General features: G+C 55.5%; 23 protein-coding genes. 12 read left to right on the top strand and 11 right to left on the bottom strand.

Going from position 1 to position 21,320, the window contains the following annotated elements:
• The first annotated feature begins 96 nt into the window (after nucleotides 1-96).
• Both bcp and recA read left to right on the top strand, forming a co-directional pair.
• The gene (gene bcp / locus NW211_RS00550; RefSeq protein WP_258326521.1) at nucleotides 97-549 is read left to right on the top strand and encodes a thioredoxin-dependent thiol peroxidase; all 453 of its coding nucleotides are present in this window, start codon (nucleotides 97-99) and stop codon (nucleotides 547-549) included.
• Nucleotides 550-567: 18 nt separating this feature from the next.
• On the top strand, nucleotides 568-1,614 hold the full coding sequence (gene recA, locus NW211_RS00545; protein WP_087408155.1) for a recombinase RecA: 1,047 nt from the start codon (nucleotides 568-570) through the stop codon (nucleotides 1,612-1,614).
• Between the two features lie 90 nt (nucleotides 1,615-1,704).
• Here the strand turns inward: recA and NW211_RS00540 are convergent, their stop codons facing one another.
• From NW211_RS00540 to rsmA, 8 genes are all read right to left on the bottom strand, one after another.
• On the bottom strand, nucleotides 1,705-2,586 hold the full coding sequence (locus NW211_RS00540; RefSeq protein WP_258326518.1) for a YwqG family protein: 882 nt from the start codon (nucleotides 2,584-2,586) through the stop codon (nucleotides 1,705-1,707).
• 95 nt (nucleotides 2,587-2,681) lie between these two features.
• A complete protein-coding gene (secG, locus tag NW211_RS00535) occupies nucleotides 2,682-3,065 on the bottom strand; it encodes a preprotein translocase subunit SecG (protein ID WP_258326517.1) in 384 nt (127 codons plus the stop codon).
• Nucleotides 3,066-3,071: 6 nt separating this feature from the next.
• Complete coding sequence (locus tag NW211_RS00530; protein WP_258326513.1) at nucleotides 3,072-3,821, bottom strand: hypothetical protein; 750 nt, start codon at nucleotides 3,819-3,821, stop codon at nucleotides 3,072-3,074.
• Between the two features lie 4 nt (nucleotides 3,822-3,825).
• Nucleotides 3,826-4,326 (bottom strand): LptE family protein, encoded by a 501-nt coding sequence (locus tag NW211_RS00525; protein WP_087408287.1) that lies wholly within the window; start codon nucleotides 4,324-4,326, stop codon nucleotides 3,826-3,828.
• Between the two features lie 13 nt (nucleotides 4,327-4,339).
• A complete protein-coding gene (locus NW211_RS00520; protein ID WP_087408151.1) occupies nucleotides 4,340-5,605 on the bottom strand; it encodes a sigma-54-dependent Fis family transcriptional regulator in 1,266 nt (421 codons plus the stop codon).
• 306 nt (nucleotides 5,606-5,911) lie between these two features.
• Nucleotides 5,912-6,742 carry a lysophospholipid acyltransferase family protein gene (locus tag NW211_RS00515; RefSeq protein ID WP_143240907.1) on the bottom strand — a complete coding sequence of 277 codons (831 nt, stop codon included), beginning with the start codon at nucleotides 6,740-6,742 and terminating at the stop codon, nucleotides 5,912-5,914.
• A gap of 108 nt (nucleotides 6,743-6,850) precedes the next feature.
• Nucleotides 6,851-8,200: a magnesium transporter gene (gene mgtE, locus NW211_RS00510; protein ID WP_087408149.1), complete on the bottom strand. Its 1,350-nt coding sequence runs from the start codon at nucleotides 8,198-8,200 to the stop codon at nucleotides 6,851-6,853.
• 65 nt (nucleotides 8,201-8,265) lie between these two features.
• Nucleotides 8,266-9,051 (bottom strand): 16S rRNA (adenine(1518)-N(6)/adenine(1519)-N(6))-dimethyltransferase RsmA, encoded by a 786-nt coding sequence (gene rsmA, locus NW211_RS00505; RefSeq protein WP_087408148.1) that lies wholly within the window; start codon nucleotides 9,049-9,051, stop codon nucleotides 8,266-8,268.
• 137 nt (nucleotides 9,052-9,188) lie between these two features.
• On the opposite strand from rsmA, the gene NW211_RS00500 reads away from it, so the two are divergent.
• The 3 genes from NW211_RS00500 (at nucleotide 9,189) to NW211_RS00490 (ending at nucleotide 12,325) form a co-directional block, all read left to right on the top strand.
• Nucleotides 9,189-10,229 carry a lysylphosphatidylglycerol synthase transmembrane domain-containing protein gene (locus NW211_RS00500; protein ID WP_087408147.1) on the top strand — a complete coding sequence of 347 codons (1,041 nt, stop codon included), beginning with the start codon at nucleotides 9,189-9,191 and terminating at the stop codon, nucleotides 10,227-10,229.
• Between the two features lie 28 nt (nucleotides 10,230-10,257).
• Entirely contained in the window at nucleotides 10,258-11,727 is a 1,470-nt protein-coding gene (locus NW211_RS00495; protein WP_087408146.1) for an aminoacyl-histidine dipeptidase, read from the top strand.
• Nucleotides 11,728-11,896: 169 nt separating this feature from the next.
• Nucleotides 11,897-12,325: a hypothetical protein gene (locus NW211_RS00490; protein WP_087408145.1), complete on the top strand. Its 429-nt coding sequence runs from the start codon at nucleotides 11,897-11,899 to the stop codon at nucleotides 12,323-12,325.
• 90 nt (nucleotides 12,326-12,415) lie between these two features.
• On the opposite strand, the gene NW211_RS00485 is transcribed toward NW211_RS00490, so the two are convergent.
• From NW211_RS00485 to NW211_RS00475, 3 genes are read right to left on the bottom strand one after another with little or no spacing between them, the layout of a single operon-like run.
• Entirely contained in the window at nucleotides 12,416-12,682 is a 267-nt protein-coding gene (locus tag NW211_RS00485; RefSeq protein ID WP_087408144.1) for a DUF4834 family protein, read from the bottom strand.
• 58 nt (nucleotides 12,683-12,740) lie between these two features.
• The gene (pssA, locus tag NW211_RS00480; RefSeq protein WP_258326672.1) at nucleotides 12,741-13,442 is read right to left on the bottom strand and encodes a CDP-diacylglycerol--serine O-phosphatidyltransferase; all 702 of its coding nucleotides are present in this window, start codon (nucleotides 13,440-13,442) and stop codon (nucleotides 12,741-12,743) included.
• 3 nt (nucleotides 13,443-13,445) lie between these two features.
• Complete coding sequence (locus NW211_RS00475) at nucleotides 13,446-14,105, bottom strand: phosphatidylserine decarboxylase family protein (protein WP_087408286.1); 660 nt, start codon at nucleotides 14,103-14,105, stop codon at nucleotides 13,446-13,448.
• Between the two features lie 245 nt (nucleotides 14,106-14,350).
• Between NW211_RS00475 and NW211_RS00470 the strand changes: the two genes are divergently transcribed.
• From NW211_RS00470 to pheT, 7 genes are all read left to right on the top strand, one after another.
• Entirely contained in the window at nucleotides 14,351-15,301 is a 951-nt protein-coding gene (locus tag NW211_RS00470; RefSeq protein WP_258326506.1) for a Mov34/MPN/PAD-1 family protein, read from the top strand.
• Nucleotides 15,298-15,741, top strand: coding sequence for a hypothetical protein (locus NW211_RS00465; protein WP_087408141.1), 444 nt, complete (start codon nucleotides 15,298-15,300; stop codon nucleotides 15,739-15,741). The genes NW211_RS00470 and NW211_RS00465 overlap by 4 nt, the downstream gene beginning before the upstream one ends.
• A 43-nt stretch (nucleotides 15,742-15,784) precedes the next feature.
• Nucleotides 15,785-15,988, top strand: coding sequence for a hypothetical protein (locus NW211_RS00460; RefSeq protein WP_087408140.1), 204 nt, complete (start codon nucleotides 15,785-15,787; stop codon nucleotides 15,986-15,988).
• Nucleotides 15,989-15,994: 6 nt separating this feature from the next.
• Nucleotides 15,995-17,233, top strand: a complete 1,239-nt coding sequence (locus NW211_RS00455; protein WP_258326504.1) for a ThiF family adenylyltransferase — start codon at nucleotides 15,995-15,997, stop codon at nucleotides 17,231-17,233.
• A 6-nt stretch (nucleotides 17,234-17,239) separates the two neighbouring features.
• Entirely contained in the window at nucleotides 17,240-17,617 is a 378-nt protein-coding gene (locus NW211_RS00450; RefSeq protein WP_087408138.1) for a hypothetical protein, read from the top strand.
• Between the two features lie 130 nt (nucleotides 17,618-17,747).
• Nucleotides 17,748-18,692, top strand: a complete 945-nt coding sequence (locus NW211_RS00445) for an RluA family pseudouridine synthase (RefSeq protein ID WP_258326497.1) — start codon at nucleotides 17,748-17,750, stop codon at nucleotides 18,690-18,692.
• A gap of 137 nt (nucleotides 18,693-18,829) precedes the next feature.
• Entirely contained in the window at nucleotides 18,830-21,289 is a 2,460-nt protein-coding gene (gene pheT, locus NW211_RS00440) for a phenylalanine--tRNA ligase subunit beta (RefSeq protein WP_258326496.1), read from the top strand.
• Nucleotides 21,290-21,320 lie beyond the last annotated feature (31 nt).

Below are 21,320 nucleotides of genomic sequence, written 5' to 3'. Positions count from 1 at the left end.
TTGTCATATCCAAAGCGGGAACGGATATTTCGGTATCGGTTTTTGACGGAGGGGAAAAATAGTTATCTTTGTGTGACGAATTAAATAGAAAAGATTATGGCACTGAAACCAGGAGATAAAGCCCCCGAAGTATTGGGCGTGGACCAATCGGGCAAAGAGATACGTTTGAGCGACTTCGCCGGTCGCAAAGTGGTACTGTATTTTTATCCCAAGGACAACACCCCCGGCTGTACGGCCGAGGCGTGCAACCTGCGCGACAACTATGCCGACCTTCAGTCGGCCGGTTATGCCGTGGTGGGCGTGAGCAAGGACAGCGAGGCTTCGCATGTGAAGTTTATCGAGAAACAGTCGTTGCCCTTCCCGCTGATTGCCGACACGGAGTTGAAGCTGAACGAGGCCTTCGGGGTGTGGCGCGAGAAGAAGATGGCCGGCCGTTCCTACATGGGTACCGTGCGCACCACCTTTATCATCGACGAGAATGGCGTGATAGCCGATGTTATCGAGAAGGTAGACACGAAGAATCACGCCGCCCAGATTTTGAAAAAGTAAATAAAAAATAGGAAGATTATGGAAGAACAACAACAAGCTCAAGCTGCTGCCGGTGCCAAGAAGCGGGTGCCGGTGCCTTCGGAGAAACTGAAGGCTCTGCAAGCGGCCATGGATAAAATCGAGAAGAGTTACGGTCGCGGCGCCATCATGAAACTGGGCGACGACTCGGTCGAAGAGGTGGCCGTGATTCCCACCGGCTCTATTGCGCTGAATGCGGCGCTGGGTGTGGGCGGTTATCCGCGCGGACGTGTCATCGAGATTTACGGTCCCGAGTCGTCGGGTAAAACCACGCTGGCCATCCACGCCATTGCCGAGGCCCAGAAGGCGGGTGGTATCGCCGCCATTATCGATGCCGAGCACGCTTTCGACCGCTTCTATGCCGAGAAGCTGGGTGTGGATGTGGAGAACCTGTGGATTTCGCAGCCCGATAGCGGTGAGCAGGCTCTCGAGATTGCCGACCAGCTGATACGTTCGTCGGCGGTCGATATTGTGGTCATCGACTCGGTAGCGGCTCTGACACCGAAGGCCGAACTCGAGGGCGATATGGGCGACTCGAAGATGGGTCTGCAGGCCCGCCTGATGTCGCAGGCCCTGCGTAAGCTCACGGCCACCATCAGCAAAACCAACACGACCTGTATCTTCATCAACCAGTTGCGCGACAAGATCGGGGTGATGTTTGGCAACCCCGAGACGACGACGGGTGGTAACGCCCTGAAGTTCTACGCCTCGGTGCGCCTCGATATTCGCCGCATCAGCCAGCTGAAGGATGGCGACGAGGTAATCGGTAACCAGACTCGTGTGAAGGTGGTGAAGAACAAGGTGGCACCTCCCTTCCGCAAAGCCGAGTTCGACATCATGTTTGGCGAGGGTATCTCGCGCTCGGGCGAAATTATCGACCTGGGTGTCGACAAGGGTATCATCAAGAAGAGCGGTTCGTGGTTCAGCTACGGAGATACCAAACTGGGTCAGGGCCGCGATGCCGCCAAGAAGTGTGTAGAAGACAATCCCGAACTGGCCGACGAGCTCGAAGCCGCCATCATGGAGGCATTGAAGCCGGCCAAGTAGGCAGGGACGAATTGGAACGAATAGAAGCGAGGAGCGAGTCGGGGGGATGTCACCCGGGCTCGCTCCTCGTTTAGTATAGGGGGTGGATGGTCAATAGCATTGCATCTCGAACTGAATCTGGCCGAAGTCGCCGCGTTCCAGATCGTGCCGTCTGATGTAGAAGTAGAGGCTGCCGCAGTCGCCGAAGGAGATGTCGACCTCGGGCTCTTCGATACAGTTGAGTTGCAGCAGCAGTACCCATTCGCGAGCCGACTCGGTCGTATAGCTCTCGGGCTTGTCGCCCCGGGCTCTCGACTCGCACACCTCGGCGATGCCGTTCTGGATGAGTTGGGCATAGCCCAGCATCTGGCCTGCCGATTCGGGGTGGGTGTAACCCCAGCTCTCAAGCCGCTTCTCGATGAGGTCCCAATCGGTGTAGGCATAGGTGTTTTGGTCGTATCCCATGAGGCTGTAATAGTCGTCCCAGCCGGGAGCCGAAGGTTGATTGCCGAACCGGAGCCCCATCTCGTAGAGGCGTTGAGCCTCGGCCAGTTGGTCGGGATATTCGGTCGGGGTGAGCTCGGCCGCCGGGGTGGGGGTGTAGAGCAGTTTGGCCCCTTTGCTGTTGAGCCACGGCTGGTTGATGAGGTCGTAGAAGAGGTAGAACATGCCCTCGTGCGGCAGCCGGTTGTCGGTGTCGTAGGGAGCCAGCTCTTCGCAGTTGATTTGCAGGAGGAAGGGCAAAGCTGTCTCGTTGCCGTATTCATCGGTGTAGTGAGGCCATTTCCATTTCGGCGGCAGGGCGGGACGGCCTCCGAATTTGGATTGCCAGGGCGATACCTGACTTGTTTTATCGAAATCGAAGAAGATGCCGTTGCAGGCCAGAGACTCGAGTTGCTCCCTCAGGGAGTGTTCTTTTTCGGCTTCCGATTGAGGGGAGTCGTTGCGGTTGCGCTTGAAGAGGCGTTGCCAGAAGTTTTTGGTGTCGTCCATGGTGAAGATACGGGTTATACGATAAGACACAAATGCCCGAACTTACACATAGTAGATTCGGGCATCGATATGAAAGTGTGTTATAAATCTCTGGATTATTTCGCCGGAGTTTCCTGAGCCGGAGCTTGTTCGGCCGGGGCCTGTTGAGCGGGAGCAGCGGTGTTGTCGCCGGCAGCCGGAGTCTCGAAACCGGGGAGAGCAGCAGGGGCTTCGGTGTTTACGATGTCTTTGATTTCCGAACCGGAAGTGGTTTGGCTATTGTGCGAAACAAATACAGTGGCAATGCTTAAAACCATGATTACCACGGCGAGAGTCCAAGTGGCTTTCTCTACGAAGTCGGTTGTTTTGCGAACACCCATAATCTGGTTTGATGATGCGAAATTAGAGGCAAGACCCCCTCCTTTTGATTTCTGTACCAATACAATGCCTATCATCAGCACCGATGCCAAGATGATAAAGACGGTTAATACTACTGACATTTTCTGTTATTCTGTTTTTATGTTAATAATCAATTTTTCCAAAAATCTTATTTGGTCTGCAAAGTAAATATTTTTTTCTGGATATTTCAAACTTAATTTTTTAATTATTTGCAATGCTTTTTCATATCGCCGCTGTTTGATGTAGATTTTGGCCAGGCTTTCGGTGAAGAAGGTGTCGTCGGCAGCCGGTTCAGAGGGGACGGTTTGCGGGGTATTCTCGCGTTCGGCCGGGCTCTTGCGGGCAGGCGCCGGGGCGGGAGCCGGTTCGCTCTTGTGCTCCGGGGAAGGCTTGGGTACCTCGACGGTGGGTTGTATCGGTTGAGCCGATTGTACGGCGGGTTGCGGGTCGTCTTGCTGCAACAGTCTCATGTAGTCGGTCTGGGCGATGATGTTGCCCGAGATGAGGCGGTCGAGGCTCTCTTCGGTAGGGAGTTTACCCCCTTTCTGGTAGGTACCCAGGAAGAGGTCGATGGCCTGCATGGTGGTGTCGGTGCGCGGGGCTTTGGAGTAGAGGTCGGCAAACGACTCACCCTCGATGCCGAGCACACTCTCGAGGTGTTCGCCCGGGCTGGCGTGAAGCAGAGCATGTTGTATGCGTCGCTCGTCGGGCATGGCGCCGGGCGTGTATTTGAGGTAGAGCAGTTGTGGAATGGCAAAGTAGGGGTAGTCGGCGGCCATTTGGTCGGCGTCGGCCCGGGCGATGGGTTGGTCGCACACGCCATTCAGCAGATTGCGTATTTGTTCGCGGGTGATCATGGCATTACCAGTTGGCTACGGTGGCGTTGAAAATCTGGTCCACCAGTTCGTCGGTGATTTGTTGTATCAGTTCGTCCTGAACATCGGTCAGCATCTGGGTACTCGAGAAGTCCTTGTACCCCGAGAAGGTCTGGTTGTCGATGTTGAATTGCGGATCTTTGGTGTTGGTGAAGCGCACCCGCACGGCAATGGTGAGCCGCGTTTGCGAGGCGTAGGCGTTTTCGGTTACGGCCTGCGGGGTGAGGTCGTAGTTGGTGATTTCGCCCTCGAGCTGCAGGTCGCCGCCGCTGCTGACAATCTGCAGCCGGGTCTGGCGCGTGTAGGCGTTCTTCAGCGAGTTGGTGAAGAGCTCCTCGAGAGGGGGATAGACCAGCGCTGCCTTGATGGGGAAGTTGGCAATCGAGATGGTCTTGGTGGTGTCGTAGTTGATCGAGGCCCCGTTGAACTTGTAGGAGATGCTGCAAGAGGTGAGGGCCACGAGCAGTATGGCGATGAAGCGTTTCATAGGCATGTATATACTATTCCAGATTGTATTCCTTGATTTTGCGGTAGAGGGTCCGTTCCGAGATTTTCAGCTCCTCGGCCGTCTTTTTCCGTTTTCCGTGGTTGCGCATGAGCGCCTTGCGGATAGTCTCGCGCTCGGTATCCTCGAGGGTGGTGGGCTGTTCCTCCACATACTCGGCTTCGTTGGGGATAACCTCGCCCTCGGTCTCGTCGATGGTTTTGCCCTTGGAGGCCGGGACGTGTACCGGTACGGCCGTGGTAATGGGAGCGAGAGCCATGGAGCGGGCCACGGTCACCGATTGGGGCGAGGGGGTGAAGTGCGCCTGTCCCTGAGCGGCCTTGGTGAGCTCTTCGACCTTGGCGTGCAGGTCGGCCAGCTCCTTCTGCATCTCGAACAGCGTCTTGTAGAGCATCTTGCGCTCCTTCTCGAAGAAGGTGTGGTCTTGCTCGCCGGGAGTGGCTGTCTGGCGGGCGGGCAGTTTCTCGATGTTGTATTGCGGCAGATAGCCCTGCAGGGTGGCGCCGTCGACTTCGCGGTTGGTCTCGAAGATGGAGATCTGCTCGGTGATGTTCTTCAGCTGGCGCACGTTGCCCGGCCAGCGGTAGTTGAGCAGCACGTTGCGGGCGTCGTCGGTGAGCTGGATGACCGGCATGCGGTACCGCTCGGCGAAGTCGGTCGAGAATTTGCGGAAGAGCAGCAGGATGTCGTCGGCCCGTTCGCGCAAGGGGGGAATCTCGATGTGTATGGTGCTGAGCCGGTAGTAGAGGTCTTCGCGGAATTTCCCCTCGGATACGGCCTTGACCATGTCGAGGTTGGTGGCAGCCACGATGCGCACGTTGGTCTTCAGTACGGTCGACGAACCCACCTTGAGAAACTCGCCGCTCTCGAGTACACGCAGCAGGCGGGCCTGTGTGGTGAGGGGCAGTTCGCCCACCTCGTCGAGGAAGATGGTGCCGCCGTCGGCCTCCTCGAAATATCCCTTGCGGGCCGAGAGGGCACCGGTGAAGGCTCCCTTTTCGTGACCGAAGAGCTCGGAGTCGATGGTACCTTCGGGTATGGCACCGCAGTTGACGGCTATGTATTTGCCGTGTTTGCGGGAACTGTTGGCATGGATTATCTGCGGGAAGAACTCTTTGCCGGCACCGCTCTCGCCGGTGATGAGCACGGCCAGGTCGATGGGTGCAATTTGCAGCGCCCGGGTGATGGCCCGTATCAGACCGGGGGCATTACCGATGATACCGAACCGCTGTTTGGTTTGCTGTACGTCTGCGGGAATCATAACTGCTGAATCTTTTAGGGTCGAGATAGCGCGGAGACGACACGTTCTCCCGCTCCTGTTTCACGGAGTGGGTTGGCGTCTCGTTGCCTGCTATCCCCTACAAAGATAGTGAAAGGAGAGCGGAGAATAAAATATCGAAACTTGTTTTCAGATATTTTTTATCCCGAACCGCATCCTATCTTCTGAAAAGATAGTAAAAAGGAGAGCGGAGAATAAAATATCGCAGTTTGTTTTCAGATATTTTTTATCCCGAACCGCATCCTGTTTTCCCATCGATACCGAAAAAACGGGTGTAGGTGGTGTGTTTTAGCGCTGGCTTTTCAGTTTTCTCAGCTTGTCGGTCTCGTGCCGCAGGAATGCTCCCAGCTCTTCGGTGGTACGGTATTGGGCCAAGGTCTCGGGCTGAATGATGTTGCCGATAGAGATGTGTATGGTCTGGTGTTCCTTCTTGAATACCTCGGCCGGTAGCCGCAAGGCTCTCAATTGCCAGCTTATCAATCCCAGCAGGTTGTAGAACAGGGAGTTGTGTCCGTGAAAAAAGACGGGAATCACCGGTTTTTTGATTTGCTGGATGAGGCGTATGATGTTGGGTTGCCACTCCCGGTCTTCAATCTTGAGGCTCCACTTGAGGCGCGACACGGCACCGGCGGGGAAGAATCCGAGAGGATGGCCGTTTTTGGCTTGCAAGAGAGCTTCGCGTATGCCGTTGAGCGAGACGTAACGTCGCTCGGGGTTGGAGTAGGGGTCTACGGCAATGAAGTTGTCGGACATGGCCTTGATGTAGTTGAGTATCCAATTGACCATCACCTTATAGTCGGGGCGGCGAGCCGCAATCAGTTTGATGATGATGACTCCGTCGAGAGCACCGAACGGGTGGTTCGATATGGTGACGAACGAGCCTTCGGGCAGGTGGTCGAGCACCTCTTCGTTGTCGACCTTGCAGGTGATGTCCAAATCGTCGATGATGGCGTTGACAAAATCGGCTCCTCTCAAATCGCAGTGGCGTCCGTAGAGGGCATTGATATCGTCGAGTTTACAGATTTTGGCTAATCGTTGGAGTATTTTGCCCCCTCTCTCGTTGTTCAACTGGGGGACGATTTCCTGTAAATCGGAGATATCTAATATGCTTCTTTTCATTTTTGAGTTTATGTCGGTTAAATCTTGGTCTCAATCGCGTGGACAAAAATATATATAATAACGATTGAAATACACAAAAGTATGCAAAATTTTTCGTCTCAGTCCCTTTTAGGTCGAGAGCATATAGCTTATGCTCATGTAGATGAGCATGCCTATGATGTCGTTGGTAATGGTGATAAAGGGGCCTGTGGCAATGGCCGGGTCTATCTTGAACCGCTCGAGGGTGAGGGGCACGAGAGTACCGAATATCGAGGCGAATATCACGACGGCAAATAGCGAGAGCGACACCGATACGGTGGTGGCCATGTTGTCGAGGAAAAACCAGTTGTAGACGAAAACCAGCAGCGAAATCATGCAGGCGTTGATGAGGGCTACGCCCAGCTCCTTGAACAGTTGTTTGCCGGCTGTCTTCATGTCGAGCTTGCCGTTGGCCAGGCCCTGCACGACGATGGCCGATGACTGGATGCCCACGTTTCCGCCCGTACCACCGATGAGGGGGATGAAGAGGGCGGTGGCTGGATTGCGGGCGATGTTGGCCTCGAAGTTGCCCAGAATCACCGAGTTGGCCAGACCGCCGAACATGCCGATGAGCAGCCACGGCAGGCGGGCCGCCGTCTGGGTGAAGACGGTATCGTTCGACTCGACGTCTTGCGAAAGACCCGATGCCAACTGGTATTCACGCTCCGACTGTTCGCGCACCTCGTCCATCACGTCGTCGACGGTAATCTGCCCCACCAGCCGCCCGATGCTGTCGATTACGGGAACGGCCACCAGGTCGTACTTTTCGAAGGTGACGGCCACCTCTTCGATGGGGGTGTCGGTCTTGACCGATACGGGGTCTTTGCGCATGACGTGCTTGATCTTGGAGGCCGACGGGTTGGTAATCATCTTCTTGAGGGGAAAGACGCCTTTGAGCCGGTCGTCGTCGTCGACCACGTAGACGTAGTAGAGTTCGCCCAGCTCCTCGGCCTGGATGCGCATCTGTTTCACGCACTCGGGCATGCTCCAGTTTTCGTTCACGACCACCATCTCGGTACCCATGAGACCGCCGGCGGTATCCTCGTCGTACTTCAACAGGTCTACGATGTCGCCGGCCTGCTCCACGTCATCGATGTGCGAGAGAATCTCTTCCTGGGCATCCTCGTCCATCTCGCGGATGAGGTCTACGGCGTCGTCGGAGTCCATGTAGTCGATGAACTGCTTGGCAATCACCTCACTGGGCAGTTGCTTGAGCATCTTCTTGCGGTCGTCCTCGTCGAGTTCGAGCAGTACGTCGGCCGCCTTTTCGCCGTCGAGCAGCATGTATATGTACTCGGCCTCGTCGAGGTTGAGCTGCTGGTACAACTCGGCGATGTCGGCGGGGTGCAGCTCCTTGAGCAGTTCGCGAGCCTTGTCTTTCTCGTCGTTCTTGATGATTTGCTGGACGTTCTGTATATATTCGGGCGTAAACTTTTCCATGTCTCAGCCTCCTTGGGTTTGAATCCGGAACAGGGTGGAAGGCCGACGGTATTCCGGCAGGTTGTTTATGGGATGATATAACTCTCTAACAGGTTGGTGAGGGCGATGAACCGCTCGACCGACAGCCGCTCGGGGCGTTCGTCGAAGATGGGGTCGGACAGGACTTCGCACTCTTTCCCGACCAGGCTTCTCAGTGAGTTGCGCATGGTCTTTCGCCGTTGGTTGAAGGCGGTCTTGACAATCTGTTTGAAGAGCCGTTCGTTACACCCCAGTTGCTCGACCTGGTTGCGGGTCATCCTGATGACCGCCGACTTGACTTTGGGCGGGGGATTGAACACGTGCTCGGGAACGGTGAAGAGATATTCTATATCGTACCAGGCCTGCAGCAACACGCTCAGTATCCCGTAGGTCTTGCTGCCGGGAGGGGCGGCCATGCGTTCGGCCACCTCTTTCTGAATCATGCCGCTGCAACAGGGTATGCGGTCTTTATAGTCGAGAATCTTGAAAAATATCTGGCTCGAGATGTTGTAGGGATAGTTGCCGATGACGCAGAAGGGGCCTTCGTAGAGTTGGGCCAGGTCGAGCTTGAGAAAGTCTTTGGCGACAATACGGTCGCGCAGCTCGGGAAAGTGCTCCTGCAGGTATTCGACCGACTCGGGGTCGAGCTCGACCACCGTGAGGTCGTGGCCTTTATCCAGCAGAAACCGGGTGAGGACTCCCATGCCGGGCCCCACCTCGAGCACGGGCATGCCTTTGTAGCTGGCCAGGGTGTCGGCAATCGCCTCGGCTATGCTCAAGTCGGTGAGAAAATGCTGTCCCAGCGATTTCTTGGGTTTGACCATGTAGCTCATGAAGGTTCCGGTTTCAGTTGTGAGTCAATAAAATATTTACAGCGGAGATTTTTCAGGCCTCCGTTCGCTACAAAGTTGGAGATAAACCTTTATCTTTGCAGCATACAAAGGTATAACAAATTTTTAAAACGGGAAAATTGAAAAGGATAATCCGCGATATTGTAAAATATCTGCTTCCTCTGCTCTGCGGCGTATGGTTGTTCTGGTATGTCTACCAGCAACTCGATGTAGAGACCATACTCCAGATTCTTAAAACCGATGTAAACTATACTTGGGTTGTCCTCTCGATGGGGGTGGCCGTTTTCAGTCATATAGCCCGGGCCTTGCGCTGGCGTTTGCAGCTGCGCGCGCTGCATATAGAGCCGTCGATGCGTGTCCTCATCAATGCCATCTTCGGCATGTATGCCATGAACCTGCTCTTCCCCCGCCTGGGCGAGGTGTGGCGCTGCGGCTATGTGGCCCAGCGCGAGAAGGCGTCGTTCAGCAAGGTGCTGGGGTCGATGGTGTCGGACCGCCTCTCCGATACGGTGATGGTGGCGTTGCTCACGCTGCTGGTCTTTTTCATGCAGATGAAGCCGTTTATCCGGTTTCTCGACGAGAACCCTTCGATCGAGGCGGGGGTGACAAGCGTGCTCACATCGGTGTGGCTCTATGTGGGTATTGCCGTCTGCATCGGGGTGGTGATCTGGTTTTTCCGCACCAACAGCCAGAGCCGGCTGGTGCAGCGCATCAAGGGGCTGATGGCCAACGTGTGGGCCGGTTTTGCTTCGATTGTGACCATGCACGGTAAATTTCAATTCATATTCTATACCCTCTTTATTTGGTTCTGCTATTTTATGCAGTTATATTTGTGCATATTTGCCTTCCCCAGCACGTCGCATCTGACGGTGGCTGCGGTGTTGCTGCTCTATGTGTTGGGCAGTCTGGGCATGGGACTTCCCGTGCAGGGGGGTATAGGACCGTGGCACCTGGCGGTTATCGCGGGTCTGTCGTACTACGGTATCACGGGCAACGAGGCCGGCGCCTTTGCCTTTGTGGCACACGGGTCGCAAATGGTGCTGGTTGTGCTGATAGGAATATATGCCTTCATTTCGATGGCATGCGATAAGAAGAAACCCAAGGGCGAACGGGTTGTGGACGATATTGTGACGGAGATTCCCGAGTCGGATCGCCTTTGACAATTTACGGATCTATAAAATTATAACTATGGACAGCAAAATCACATCTCTTCAGCCGCAGGCTGTGTGGAAACATTTTCAGGCGATTTGTCAGATTCCCCGTCCGTCGGGACACCTCGACAAGATTACCGAGTATATCATGGGTGTAGGTCGTTCGCTGGGTTTGGAGACGATTCACGACAAGGCTGGAAATGTCATCATTCGCAAGCCGGCTACGCCCGGCATGGAGAACCGCAAGCCGGTCATTCTGCAAGGTCACATGGATATGGTGCCTCAGGCCAACAAGTCGGTGAAGCACAACTTCGAGACCGATCCTATTCTCCCCCGTGTCGACGGCGACTGGGTGACGGCTACCGAGACGACGCTGGGCGCCGACAACGGTATCGGCATCTCGTCGATTCTGGCTATTCTCGAGTCGAAAGATCTCAAGCATGGCCCCCTCGAAGCGCTCTTTACCTACGACGAGGAGACCGGCATGTATGGCGCTATCGGGCTGGAACCGGGCGAGCTGCATGGCGAAATTTTGCTGAATACCGACTCGGAGCAGGATGGCGAGCTCTACATGAGCTGTGCCGGCGGTGTGGATGTGAATATCGAGTTCCGCTACAAGGAGGAACCCTATACGCCGGCTCCCAACGAGATAGCCGTGAAGCTGACTCTGGGCGGACTGCACGGCGGCCACTCGGGTGTGGATATTCACCTGGGCCGCATGAATGCCAACAAGGAGATGTTCCGCTTCCTGAAAGAGGCGGTGTCGGAGTATGAGGCCCGCCTGGCTAGTTACAGCGGCGGTACGCTGCGCAATGCCATCCCGCGCGAAGCCGAGGCCGTGGTGACGATTCTGGCCGAGGACAAGGAGGATTTCATGGATGCCGTGAATGACTTTGCCGCTACGCTCAAGCGGGAGTATGGCTTCATCGAAGAGAACCTCTACTTTACGGCCGAGCAGACCGAACTGCCGCATTCGCTCCTGCCCGAGGAGATACAGGACGACCTCATCAACGCCATCGTGGCCTGCCACAACGGTGTGTATCGCATGATACCCGATGCCCCCGACGTGGTGGAGACCTCGTCGAACCTCTCGATTGTGCGTACCTCCGAAGGGTATATCGAGGTGAAGATTCTCGTGCGCAGCTCGAGCGAGAGCATGAAACGGGCTTTGGCTTCGGAGTTGGAGAGCACCTTCTCGCTGGCTGGTGCCCGGGTCGATTTCGATGGTGCCTATCCCGGTTGGGAACCCAACTTCAAATCGCAGATTCTGAACCTGATGAAACGGCTCTACCCGCAGGTAACCGGGCGTGAGGCTCAAGTGAAGATGATGCACGCCGGTCTCGAGTGCGGTATTATCGGTGCCAACTATCCGGGCCTCGACATGATTTCGTTCGGCCCCACCATCAAGCACCCGCATTCGCCCAACGAGAAGGTAGAAATCTCTACGGTCGAGACCTTCTGGAAGCTGTTGGTGGCTGCCTTGGAGAATATCCCGGTGAAGGAGTGAAACGATAATAAATGCTAAAAGCAGTCGATGCGGTTGCTCGCATCGACCGCTTTTTTGTTTTGAAATATATTCTTTGGTGTCAAGTGCAATCGGGGCCCGGGGCAAACGGGGCGAGGCGTGGAACCTACCGAGATAGCCTGTGGGGAGAGATTGCGAAAAACAGAATGAAATGAACGGTGAAATAAACGAGACTCAAACAGGCCGCAGCCGGGGCGAAGCCCTGCGCCGGTCGTTCCGCCGCTTCCTGTGGATTGCGGGAGTGGTGTTGGTAGTGGCCCTGGGCGCCTTTGTGTATGTGCGTTACTATTTTGTATTCGGCTCGGGTGTGAAGGCGGGTACTCTCAACTATGTAGTGAAGAAGGGCTATGTGTTCAAGACCTACGAGGGGACTCTCATCATGGAGGGATTCCGCACGGCAGGGCAAGGGTCGCTGCAGTCCAACCAGTTTGTCTTTTCGGTCGATGATGCCAATTTGGCAGATTCGCTCATGCGCATGAGCGGACGTCATGTCGAACTGAAATACAACGAGTATCTGGGAGCATTGCCCTGGAGGGGATACAGCAACTTTATCGTTGAAGAGATTCTGTCGGTGAAATAGCGCGGCTGCTACAAGCCGCCACGAGACAGGGGAGAGACTGGCTGCAGACCTCTTGACGAGAGGCCGCGCGACGGGTCTCTCTTCTTTTTTTTATTCCTTTATATCTTCGAAGTCGATATACTCGCCCTCCGAACTGTCAATCTTCTTTTTCCCTTTCTTGGTACTGGTATACCAGGTCGTGGAGCGTTCGCCCTGTGAGCGGCTGCTCTGTTCCTGCCGGCCGAAGGTATTGCCAGCCCCCTCTTTTCTCCCGAAGAATATGCGGGATATAAAGCGTACGACCAGTTGGATGAGAGCCAAGAGGGGCACAAAGAAGATAATAAAGAGTATAATCAGAAGCAAAAATGCCAAGTGCATAATCGATACATATTAGGTTTATATCCCAGTAGGAACAAAAATCGTTCCGTTTTTGTTTTTATCGCTTGCGGGCTGTCAACAGCGACAAGACGATATACAAGCCTATGGTGGCGGCAAGACCGGCCAAACCCAAGGAAATGAGACAGATTGCCGCAACGGCGATGATGAGGTAGCGCAGGTAGTTCTCTTTCCACTTCAGGTTTTTGAACTTGAGCGAGAACATGGGAATCTCCGATACCAGCAACAGCGAGAAGATGATGACCAGCGCCACGATGGCGTAGCCGCATACGGGGCTCTCCATGCGCAGCACGGCCTGGCAGACACCTATCCAGAAGAGGGCGTTGGCCGGTACGGGCAGCCCGATGAACGAGGTAGTCTGGCGGGTATCGATGTTGAACTTGGCCAACCGCAGTGCCGAAAATACCGGGATGAGCAGCGCGCTCAATGCCCACCACGACTGGTATTCGGCCATGCCGTGGAATGTGCTGTTGTAGGCCATCAAGTGCATCACCATCAGACCTGGAGCCAGCCCGAAACTGATGAGGTCGGCCAGCGAATCGAGCTCTTTACCCAACGGAGAGTAGGCGTGCAGCAACCGGGCGGCCATGCCGTCGAGAAAATCGAAGAGGGCCGACAACCCTATGCACAAGGCAACCCAATCGTATTGGCCCTGAAATGCAAAAATGCAGGCGAAGCATCCCGAGAGCAGATTCAGGCAGGTGATGGAGTTGGGTATATTTTTGACAATTGCGTTCATGATTGCTTATTTTAGGCGGGCTATTTCGGTTAAATCGCCTGTAGTCTTGTCGTTCAGTTTCACCTTGATGTCGCTGTCGAGCGGCAGGTAGAGGTCGACACGCGAGCCGAACTTGATGAAGCCCATGTGCTCGTCTATCTGGCACGAGTCGCCCACCTCGGCATAAGTGACGATGCGGCGAGCTACGGCTCCGGCAATCTGGCGAACCAGCACCTCTTGTCCGTTTTCGGCCTTGATGACGATGGTCGAGCGTTCGTTCTCGGTGCTTGATTTGGGCAGATAGGCCGCCATGAACCGGCCCTGTTGATGACTCACGTGGAGCACTTCGCCGGCTACGGGGAACCAGTTGGCGTGCACATTGAGTATATTCATGAAGATGGATACCTGCATGCGTTTGTCGTGGAAATACTCATCTTCGAGCACCTCTTCGAGTACGACTACCACACCGTCGGCCGGAGCCACCACTACATTTTTACGGTCACCTTTGAACCGACGCTTCGGAGAGCGGAAGAAGTTGACAACCAGCAGGAAAAACACAATCGAGACTACATGCACAAAAATCGCTATCCAGGCGATTTTTACCCACATGTAGATAGGTATGTTCAAAATAAGCAGGACTACAAACAGTAAGAGTAATATGTTTTTACCTTCTCGGTGTATTTTCATTTTCATTTTTTTACTCGATTTAGATGCAGCGGGCAAAGGTAATAGTTATTTGTGGAAAGACCAAGATAATGACTGTTTTTTGCTTCTTCGGGAATTGAAGAGAATAATTTACAGGAGTAGTTGTATGGGTGATTTTAATTCGCGAAACGTATTTTCCGGGCGATAAGTTTGTAAATGTCGATATTTTTTATTTATATTGCATAAGAGAGAATCTCTTGTTGTACAAAGCGAAAAACACCAGCCGTATGGAGACAGATAAAGGGGGTTATGGGGACATCTATATTTCCCGGGAAGAGTTGGATTTCATGATGCGGGTTATCCTCGACTCGCCACAGATGGAGACAGGGGGTAACCTGTTCGGCTACTGGACTGCCGAGGGCGATGCCGTGGTGGTGTATGTGCTGGGGCCGGGGCCGAAATCGGTGCGCCGGTTTACCAGTTTCGTCCAGGATGCCGATTATCTGCAACGCCATGTCGACCTGCTGTCGCGGGAGCATCGGTTGTCGCACATCGGGGTGTGGCATTCGCATCACGGGCTGGGTCTTTCGCATCCGAGCGGAGGCGACGTGCAGTCGATACACGAGGGTATGTATGCCGACGGTCTGTCGCGTTGCGTGCTGGCCATCGGGGTATGTGTGCGGCAGAGGGCCTCGGCCAACGCTTTCTCGTTTGTGAATCTGCACCATCGGGTGACGATGGAGCAGCGCCCGTGGCTGGTTGTGCCGGGCGAGGGGCCGGTACGGGCCCGTTACGATGCAGCCCACGGCGACAGTCTGATTTTCCCGTTTACCTCCGTAGCCGTATATGGCGAGATGAATGCCCGGGGCGCGCAGCAGGCTCCTGCCGCGGGGCAGGTGACTTTCGAGCGCGGCTTTTGGCTGAACGACCGGGCGAACCGCCTGCAACTGAAGCAGATTGTGGCTTACATACAGGGGCGCTATGCCGATGCGAAACTGCTGAAGGTCGACGACGAGACCATCGAGGTGCGATTCGAAGTGCCCGGCCGGGCCTCGTGGCGGCTGGTATTCGGTCCGGATTTCCCGGTAAGAGCTCCCTACGTGGTGCGCTATCAGGCGGGGGAGACTTCGTCGTGGAATCTGGGAGCTTTGGGGCGGCCCGGGGCCCTTCTCTGGAGTCCGCTGTCCGATGGGATAGCCCCGTCAGTGATTAACCGTTTAAAAGATTTATCGATATGACAAACGAAAGGTACCAAATCGAGTTGGGCGTGTTGCAAAACTCGACCATCAAACCCAAACAATACCGGTTTATGGATATGAATACATCGCATCCCTATCTGGCGGTAGCCATCCAGACTAACTCCCTGCGGTGTTACGTGGTGAAGATCGACCTCTCGGACAACTACCCGTACAATATCCCGAAAGTGTTCATCACCAGTCCTAAACCCCTGCTGACCCGCTCGGGCGGCAGTATGCTCTCGCCCAGCCACAGCATGCACACGCTGGCCGGCGAGAATGGTTGTGTGCGGGTATGTCACTACGGCCATGCCGACTGGGCCCCCAACCGCATCACCCTCTACCAGATTATCATCAAGGTGCGCATCTGGCTCGAGATGTACGAGTGCCACCTGAAAACGGGGCGTACCCTCGACGAATTTCTGAAGGGGGCGGCCTATTGAACCTGTTGAAAATGAATTGTAAAACCGATAAAAAAGAGTAATTATGGGACTGTTTGACAAAAAGAAAACCGACGATTGTGTAGATTTGGGCGAAGCTCTGGCGCAGACCAACAGCGGACGCCGCGAAGTGGAACTGGTAATCGGCGACGACGGCGAACTGGAGGCGATGACTCCGGCCGAGGCCGAACGCAGCGGAAAGGAGAAGGTGGGCACGACCATCGGCACGAAACCCTACTATGCCAACTGACCGGGTATGGAACCGATTGTTTATCTCTATCAGAATCATCTGCAGGAGTTCTGGAACAGCGGGCAGGCGCAGTGTTTCGGGGCTGCCTTCGAGTGGAAGGGCGAGCAGGTGTACCACGTCTACCTCAAGTACCCGCAGGTGGCCCCTACGGGTTACTCGATGCCCTGCCTCTTCAGAGTGGTAGACCAGGCGGGGTATGAGCGGGCCGACGACGAGGCGGCTGCCGTCTATCGCGATTTGCCGGCCGAAGCCCGGCGGGTGCCGGTGGTGATTGTGTGCATCCGGGTCGAGGCCGACAACCGGGTGAAGTCGCGTGCCTTTATCGTCGATGGCGAGCAACAGGTCGAGGCTGCCGTGAAGTATGTGCCCCGCCGCAGCGAGCTCTATACCCGCAGCAAAGGGTTGCTCGAGGTGGGGGCTCTGGAGGAGAAGAAGGTGCTGATTGTGGGGCTCGGGAGCGGTGGTGCTCCTATTGCCGTCGAGCTGGCCAAGGCCGGGGTGGGGCATTTCATCCTCATCGACTTCGACCGCATAGAACTGCACAACATTTCGCGCCACATTTGCGGCGTGAACGAGTTGGGGCGTCTCAAGGTCAACGCCGTGAAAGATGCCATCCTGCTGAAGAACCCCTATGCGCAGGTCGAGACCCTGGCCATCGACATCAACCGGCACCTCGACGAGCTCGAGCGGTGTATTGCCGAGAGCGACCTCACCATCGTGGCTACCGACGAGTATGCCAGCCGCTACAACATCAACGCCCGGCTGGTGAAGCTGGGCAAGGTGGGGCTGTTCGGCCGGGCCGTTACCCGGGCCGAAGGGGGCGATATTCTGCGGGTGCGGCCGGGCGGACCCTGTTACGCCTGCCTCACGGGAAATCCCATCTATCACCAGAACGACGAGATTACCGATGTGCGCCGGGCCCGCGAGCTGGGCATCATCCCGGCCTACGTGTCCGACGAAGATGCCAATGCCATGGTGCAGGTGGGGCTGTCGACCGACATCGCTCCCATCAACAACATGATGGTGAAGCTGGCCCTCAACGAACTGTCGAGGGGTATCGAGTGCGGCATCTCGTCGCTGCTCGAGGAGCTCACCTACGACTACTACATCTGGGCCAACCGGCGCGACTACCAGTTTGCCAACTGGGCCCCGTTCAACAACAACCCCAAGCGTCACCTCACCATCCTGCGCTGGTATGGCGTGAAGTTGAAAAAGGATGCTGAGTGTATGGAGTGCAGACAATAGGAATCCATGGGCAAGCATCGCATCATAACCCTGCGCAACGGCACCCGGGTAGACATGTCGACCGGCGAAATCATTTCGCAAGGCCGCCCCGATTACATACACCGTCCCCAACGCACCTTCTGGGAGCGGGTGGGCGACGGGGTGCGCCGGGTATTCAGTTTCCTCTGGTCGGTCGTTGCCTTCATTCTGGCAGCTATTGTCTTCGTCTGGCGGGCCATGGGGTATATCATCATGTTCGGGGGGCTTCTGGGAGTGGTCGTGACATTCATCTCGGCATGGATAAGCGACGGTTTCCTGTCGGCGCTGGTGGTGGGATTCATTGCATTTATCGTGTGGTCGATTGCCGTGGGGATAGCCAGCAAGCTGGGTATGATCGACGGTTAGTCTTGCCGTGCAGAGCAGACGGGTCGGCCGGTGCGGACCGGCCGTTTGCGTATAAAAGAGCGGGTTATGTTTGTCTTTGCGGTGGCTTTGCACTATCTTTGCACGACAAAATTGCAAAAATAGAAAACGTATGCGCCAACCTTCTCACAAACGGCCAGTCCGTCGGTTTTCCGACAAGGATGTCAAGCACTACACCGTCGAGCACGACGACACGTTGCTCAACTACCTGTATACGCTCTTCGGCGACAAGAGCCGCACTACGGTCAAGTCGTATCTGGTCCATCGCCAGGTAGCGGTGAACGATATGCCGGTGACCCAGTTCGACACGCTACTGCATGCCGGCGACGAGTTGAAAATCAACTTCAAGGCCGGGTTTAGCGTGTTCAAGCACAACCGCCTGCGGCTGGTCTATGAAGATGAGTATATCCTGGTCATCGACAAGGGCTACGGCTTGCTGTCGATGTCGACCGAGCGCATCAAGACCGGCACGGCATACAGCATCTTGAGCGACTATGTGAAGTCGCAGAACCCCGAGAACAGACTCTTCATCGTACATCGGCTCGACCGCGACACCTCGGGGCTGATGATGTTTGCCAAGAGCAAAGGCATACAGGAGCAGATGCAGCACAACTGGCACAACATGGTGCTCGAGCGCAAGTATGTGGCTGTGGTCGAGGGTCAGATGGAACAGCCCGAGGGGATGGTGCGGTCGTATCTGGCCGAGAATTCGGCCTATCAGGTCTACTCGACCGACAATCCCGAGGAGGGGCAGTTGGCCATTACCCGCTACAAGGTGTTGAGCAGCAACAAGCATTTCTCGCTGGTAGAGCTCAACTTGGCTACCGGACGCAAGAATCAGATACGTGTGCACATGCACGACCTGGGTCACAGCATTGCCGGCGACCGCAAGTATGGCGCTCACGGCAGCCCGTTGGGTCGGGTGGCTCTGCATGCCTACAAGTTGCGCTTTGCCCACCCGGTTACCCGCAAGGAGATGAATTTCGAGACTCCCATACCGCCCCGTTTCCTCTCGATTACGGCAGGCTCGGGTGCGCCGGATGCCGAAAAGAAATAGTGTCGGCGCGGGTTGAAAAATCGGTAGAGCGGTTGGCTTTTAAACAGTTTCTTATTAACTTTGGCAAAATTTTTCGGGGAGCCCGCTCAAAGAGCTCTTTCGGAATGCGATAGGATAGAAGATAAAATTGGTTCATTATGAATATTTCGTATAACTGGCTGAAAGATTATGTAAACTTCGACCTCACTCCCGAGGAACTTTCGGCTGCTCTTACCTCCATCGGCCTCGAAACCGGCGGCATCGAGGAGGTACAGACGATAAAAGGAGGCCTCAACGGCCTGGTTATCGGCAAAGTGCTCACCTGTGTAGATCACCCCAATTCGGACCACCTGCATATTACGACCGTCGACCTGGGCGAAGCCGAGCCGGCTCAAATCGTGTGCGGCGCCGCCAATGTCGCTGCCGGGCAATATGTGGTAGTGGCCACGCTGGGCACCGTGTTGTATAGCGGCGACGAGAGCTTTACCATCAAGAAATCGAAAATCCGCGGCGTGGAGTCGTTCGGCATGATTTGTGCCGAAGACGAAATCGGTATCGGCACTTCGCACGATGGCATCATCGTGCTGCCCGAGCCGGTGAAACCCGGTACGCCCGCCAAAGAGTATTACAATATCAAGAGCGACTACATTCTCGAAGTCGACATTACCCCCAACCGCATCGATGCTGCATCGCACTACGGCGTGGCTCGTGACTTGGCAGCCTATCTGACCCAGCACGGACACGATGGCGGCCTGCATCGTCCGTCGGTAGAGGGCTTTGCCATCGATCGCAAGGATGGCGGCATCGCTGTCGAGGTGGAGAATCACGAGGCCTGTATCCGATACAGCGGCGTGACGGTGCGCAACGTGAAGGTGGCGGAGAGCCCCGACTGGTTGAAGCAACGTCTGTCGGCTATCGGGTTGCGACCCATCAACAACGTGGTCGATATTACCAACTACCTGCTGCACGGCACGGGGCAACCGCTCCACTGCTTCGACCTGAACCGCATCGCCGGCGGCAAGGTGATTGTGAAACCGGCCAAGGAGGGCGACAAGTTCGTTACGCTCGATGAGGTGGAACGCACGTTGACAGACCGTGACCTGATGATATGCAACACCGAGGAGCCTATGTGTATTGCCGGCGTATTCGGTGGTTTGAAGTCGGGCGTGACCGACGAGACGACCGATGTATTCCTCGAATCGGCCTGCTTCAACCCCACGTGGGTGCGCAAGACGGCCCGTCGTCAAGGACTGAATACCGATTCGTCGTTCCGCTTCGAGCGGGGCGTCGATCCCAACGATACCCTTTATGCCCTCAAACGGGCTGCCATGCTGGTGAAAGAGTTGGCTGGTGGCGAAATCTGCGGCGACATCGTCGACATCTATCCGTCGCCCGTAGCGCCTTTCCCCGTGACATTGACTTATGAAAAGATAGATACCCTTATCGGCAAGCACATCCCTGCCGAAACGGTGAAGAGCATCCTGCACAGCCTCGAAATCGAGATTGTGAGCGAGAATGAGCGCGAGCTCTCCCTGCGGGTGCCCACCTATCGGGTGGATGTACAGCGCGATGTCGACGTAATCGAAGACCTGCTGCGTATCTACGGATACAACCAGGTGGAGATTTCGGACCGCGTACACTCGAGCCTCTCCTACAAGACTCCGGTCGATGAGGCCCACCAGTTGCTGAATCTGGTTTCGGAGCAGTTGACCGGCTGCGGGTTCAACGAGATTATGAACAACTCGCTCACCTGTGGTGCCTACTACGACGACCTGCAATGCTGGCCCCGTGCTCACTGCGTGACGCTGCTCAACCCGCTGAGCAACGACCTGAACGTGATGCGTCAAACCCTGCTGTTCGGCGGCTTGGAGAGCATTTCGCACAACATCAACCGTCGTCGGGCCAATCTGCGGTTCTACGAGAACGGCAACTGCTACTACTTCAACCCCGAGGCACACAACGGCGAGAAGATTCTCTCGGGTTACAGCGAGGAGAAACATTTTGCCTTGTGGCTCACTGGAAACCGGGTGGAAGGCAGTTGGGCTCACCCCGATGAGAAGTCGACCGTGTATGAGATGAAGGCTTACGTCGAGAATATCTTTGCCCGCTTGGGCATTGCCGGCGACATCGTGGCCGTGCAGACGAGCGACGAGGTCCACTCGGCAGCCCTCACCTACAGCAACCGCGGCGGCAAACTGCTCGGCAAGATGGGTCTCGTATCGCACAAGATACTGAAGCGGTTCGACATCGATGCCGATGTGGCCTTTGCCGAACTGAACTGGGATGCCCTGATGAAGATGGCCGCCAAACACGCCGTACTCTTCAGCGACCTGCCCAAGTTCCAGGCCGTGAAGCGCGACCTGGCTCTGCTGGTAGACAACTCGGTGGCCTTTGCCGACATCGAGAAGGTGGCTCGCGAGAGCGAACGCAAACTGCTCAAGGAGGTTTACCTCTTCGACGTGTACGAGGGTAAGAATCTGCCCGAGGGCAAGAAGTCGTATGCCGTTACCTTCATGTTGCAAGACGAGAACAAGACCCTCAACGACAAGCAGATTGACGCTATCATGCACAAGATAGTCTCCAATCTGCAACAGAAGTTGGAGGCACAGTTGAGATGATTCAATACTAATAAAAAATAAAAGTAAAAGA

Origin of the sequence: Barnesiella sp. ET7 (genome assembly GCF_024733785.1) — a bacterium.
In the GTDB taxonomy this organism is placed as follows: Bacteria; Bacteroidota; Bacteroidia; order Bacteroidales; family Barnesiellaceae; genus Barnesiella; species Barnesiella merdigallinarum.
This window is presented reverse-complemented; position numbering and strand designations above follow the sequence as displayed.

Bases quoted from the DNA above. Each gene is read 5' to 3' on its own strand.
- NW211_RS00515 (WP_143240907.1), bottom strand. From the start codon at position 6,742: ATGAAAAGAAGCATATTAGATATCTCCGATTTACAGGAAATCGTCCCC.
- NW211_RS00450 (WP_087408138.1), top strand. From the start codon at position 17,240: ATGGGCAAGCATCGCATCATAACCCTGCGCAACGGCACCCGGGTAGAC.
- NW211_RS00455 (WP_258326504.1), top strand. From the start codon at position 15,995: ATGGAACCGATTGTTTATCTCTATCAGAATCATCTGCAGGAGTTCTGG.
- NW211_RS00490 (WP_087408145.1), top strand. From the start codon at position 11,897: ATGAACGGTGAAATAAACGAGACTCAAACAGGCCGCAGCCGGGGCGAA.
- NW211_RS00445 (WP_258326497.1), top strand. From the start codon at position 17,748: ATGCGCCAACCTTCTCACAAACGGCCAGTCCGTCGGTTTTCCGACAAG.
- pheT (WP_258326496.1), top strand. From the start codon at position 18,830: ATGAATATTTCGTATAACTGGCTGAAAGATTATGTAAACTTCGACCTC.
- NW211_RS00530 (WP_258326513.1), bottom strand. From the start codon at position 3,821: ATGATCACCCGCGAACAAATACGCAATCTGCTGAATGGCGTGTGCGAC.
- NW211_RS00465 (WP_087408141.1), top strand. From the start codon at position 15,298: ATGACAAACGAAAGGTACCAAATCGAGTTGGGCGTGTTGCAAAACTCG.
- NW211_RS00495 (WP_087408146.1), top strand. From the start codon at position 10,258: ATGGACAGCAAAATCACATCTCTTCAGCCGCAGGCTGTGTGGAAACAT.
- NW211_RS00470 (WP_258326506.1), top strand. From the start codon at position 14,351: ATGGAGACAGATAAAGGGGGTTATGGGGACATCTATATTTCCCGGGAA.
- bcp (WP_258326521.1), top strand. From the start codon at position 97: ATGGCACTGAAACCAGGAGATAAAGCCCCCGAAGTATTGGGCGTGGAC.
- mgtE (WP_087408149.1), bottom strand. From the start codon at position 8,200: ATGGAAAAGTTTACGCCCGAATATATACAGAACGTCCAGCAAATCATC.
- NW211_RS00520 (WP_087408151.1), bottom strand. From the start codon at position 5,605: ATGATTCCCGCAGACGTACAGCAAACCAAACAGCGGTTCGGTATCATC.
- NW211_RS00460 (WP_087408140.1), top strand. From the start codon at position 15,785: ATGGGACTGTTTGACAAAAAGAAAACCGACGATTGTGTAGATTTGGGC.
- recA (WP_087408155.1), top strand. From the start codon at position 568: ATGGAAGAACAACAACAAGCTCAAGCTGCTGCCGGTGCCAAGAAGCGG.
- NW211_RS00475 (WP_087408286.1), bottom strand. From the start codon at position 14,105: ATGAAAATACACCGAGAAGGTAAAAACATATTACTCTTACTGTTTGTA.
- rsmA (WP_087408148.1), bottom strand. From the start codon at position 9,051: ATGAGCTACATGGTCAAACCCAAGAAATCGCTGGGACAGCATTTTCTC.
- secG (WP_258326517.1), bottom strand. From the start codon at position 3,065: ATGTCAGTAGTATTAACCGTCTTTATCATCTTGGCATCGGTGCTGATG.
- NW211_RS00540 (WP_258326518.1), bottom strand. From the start codon at position 2,586: ATGGACGACACCAAAAACTTCTGGCAACGCCTCTTCAAGCGCAACCGC.
- NW211_RS00525 (WP_087408287.1), bottom strand. From the start codon at position 4,326: ATGAAACGCTTCATCGCCATACTGCTCGTGGCCCTCACCTCTTGCAGC.
- NW211_RS00485 (WP_087408144.1), bottom strand. From the start codon at position 12,682: ATGCACTTGGCATTTTTGCTTCTGATTATACTCTTTATTATCTTCTTT.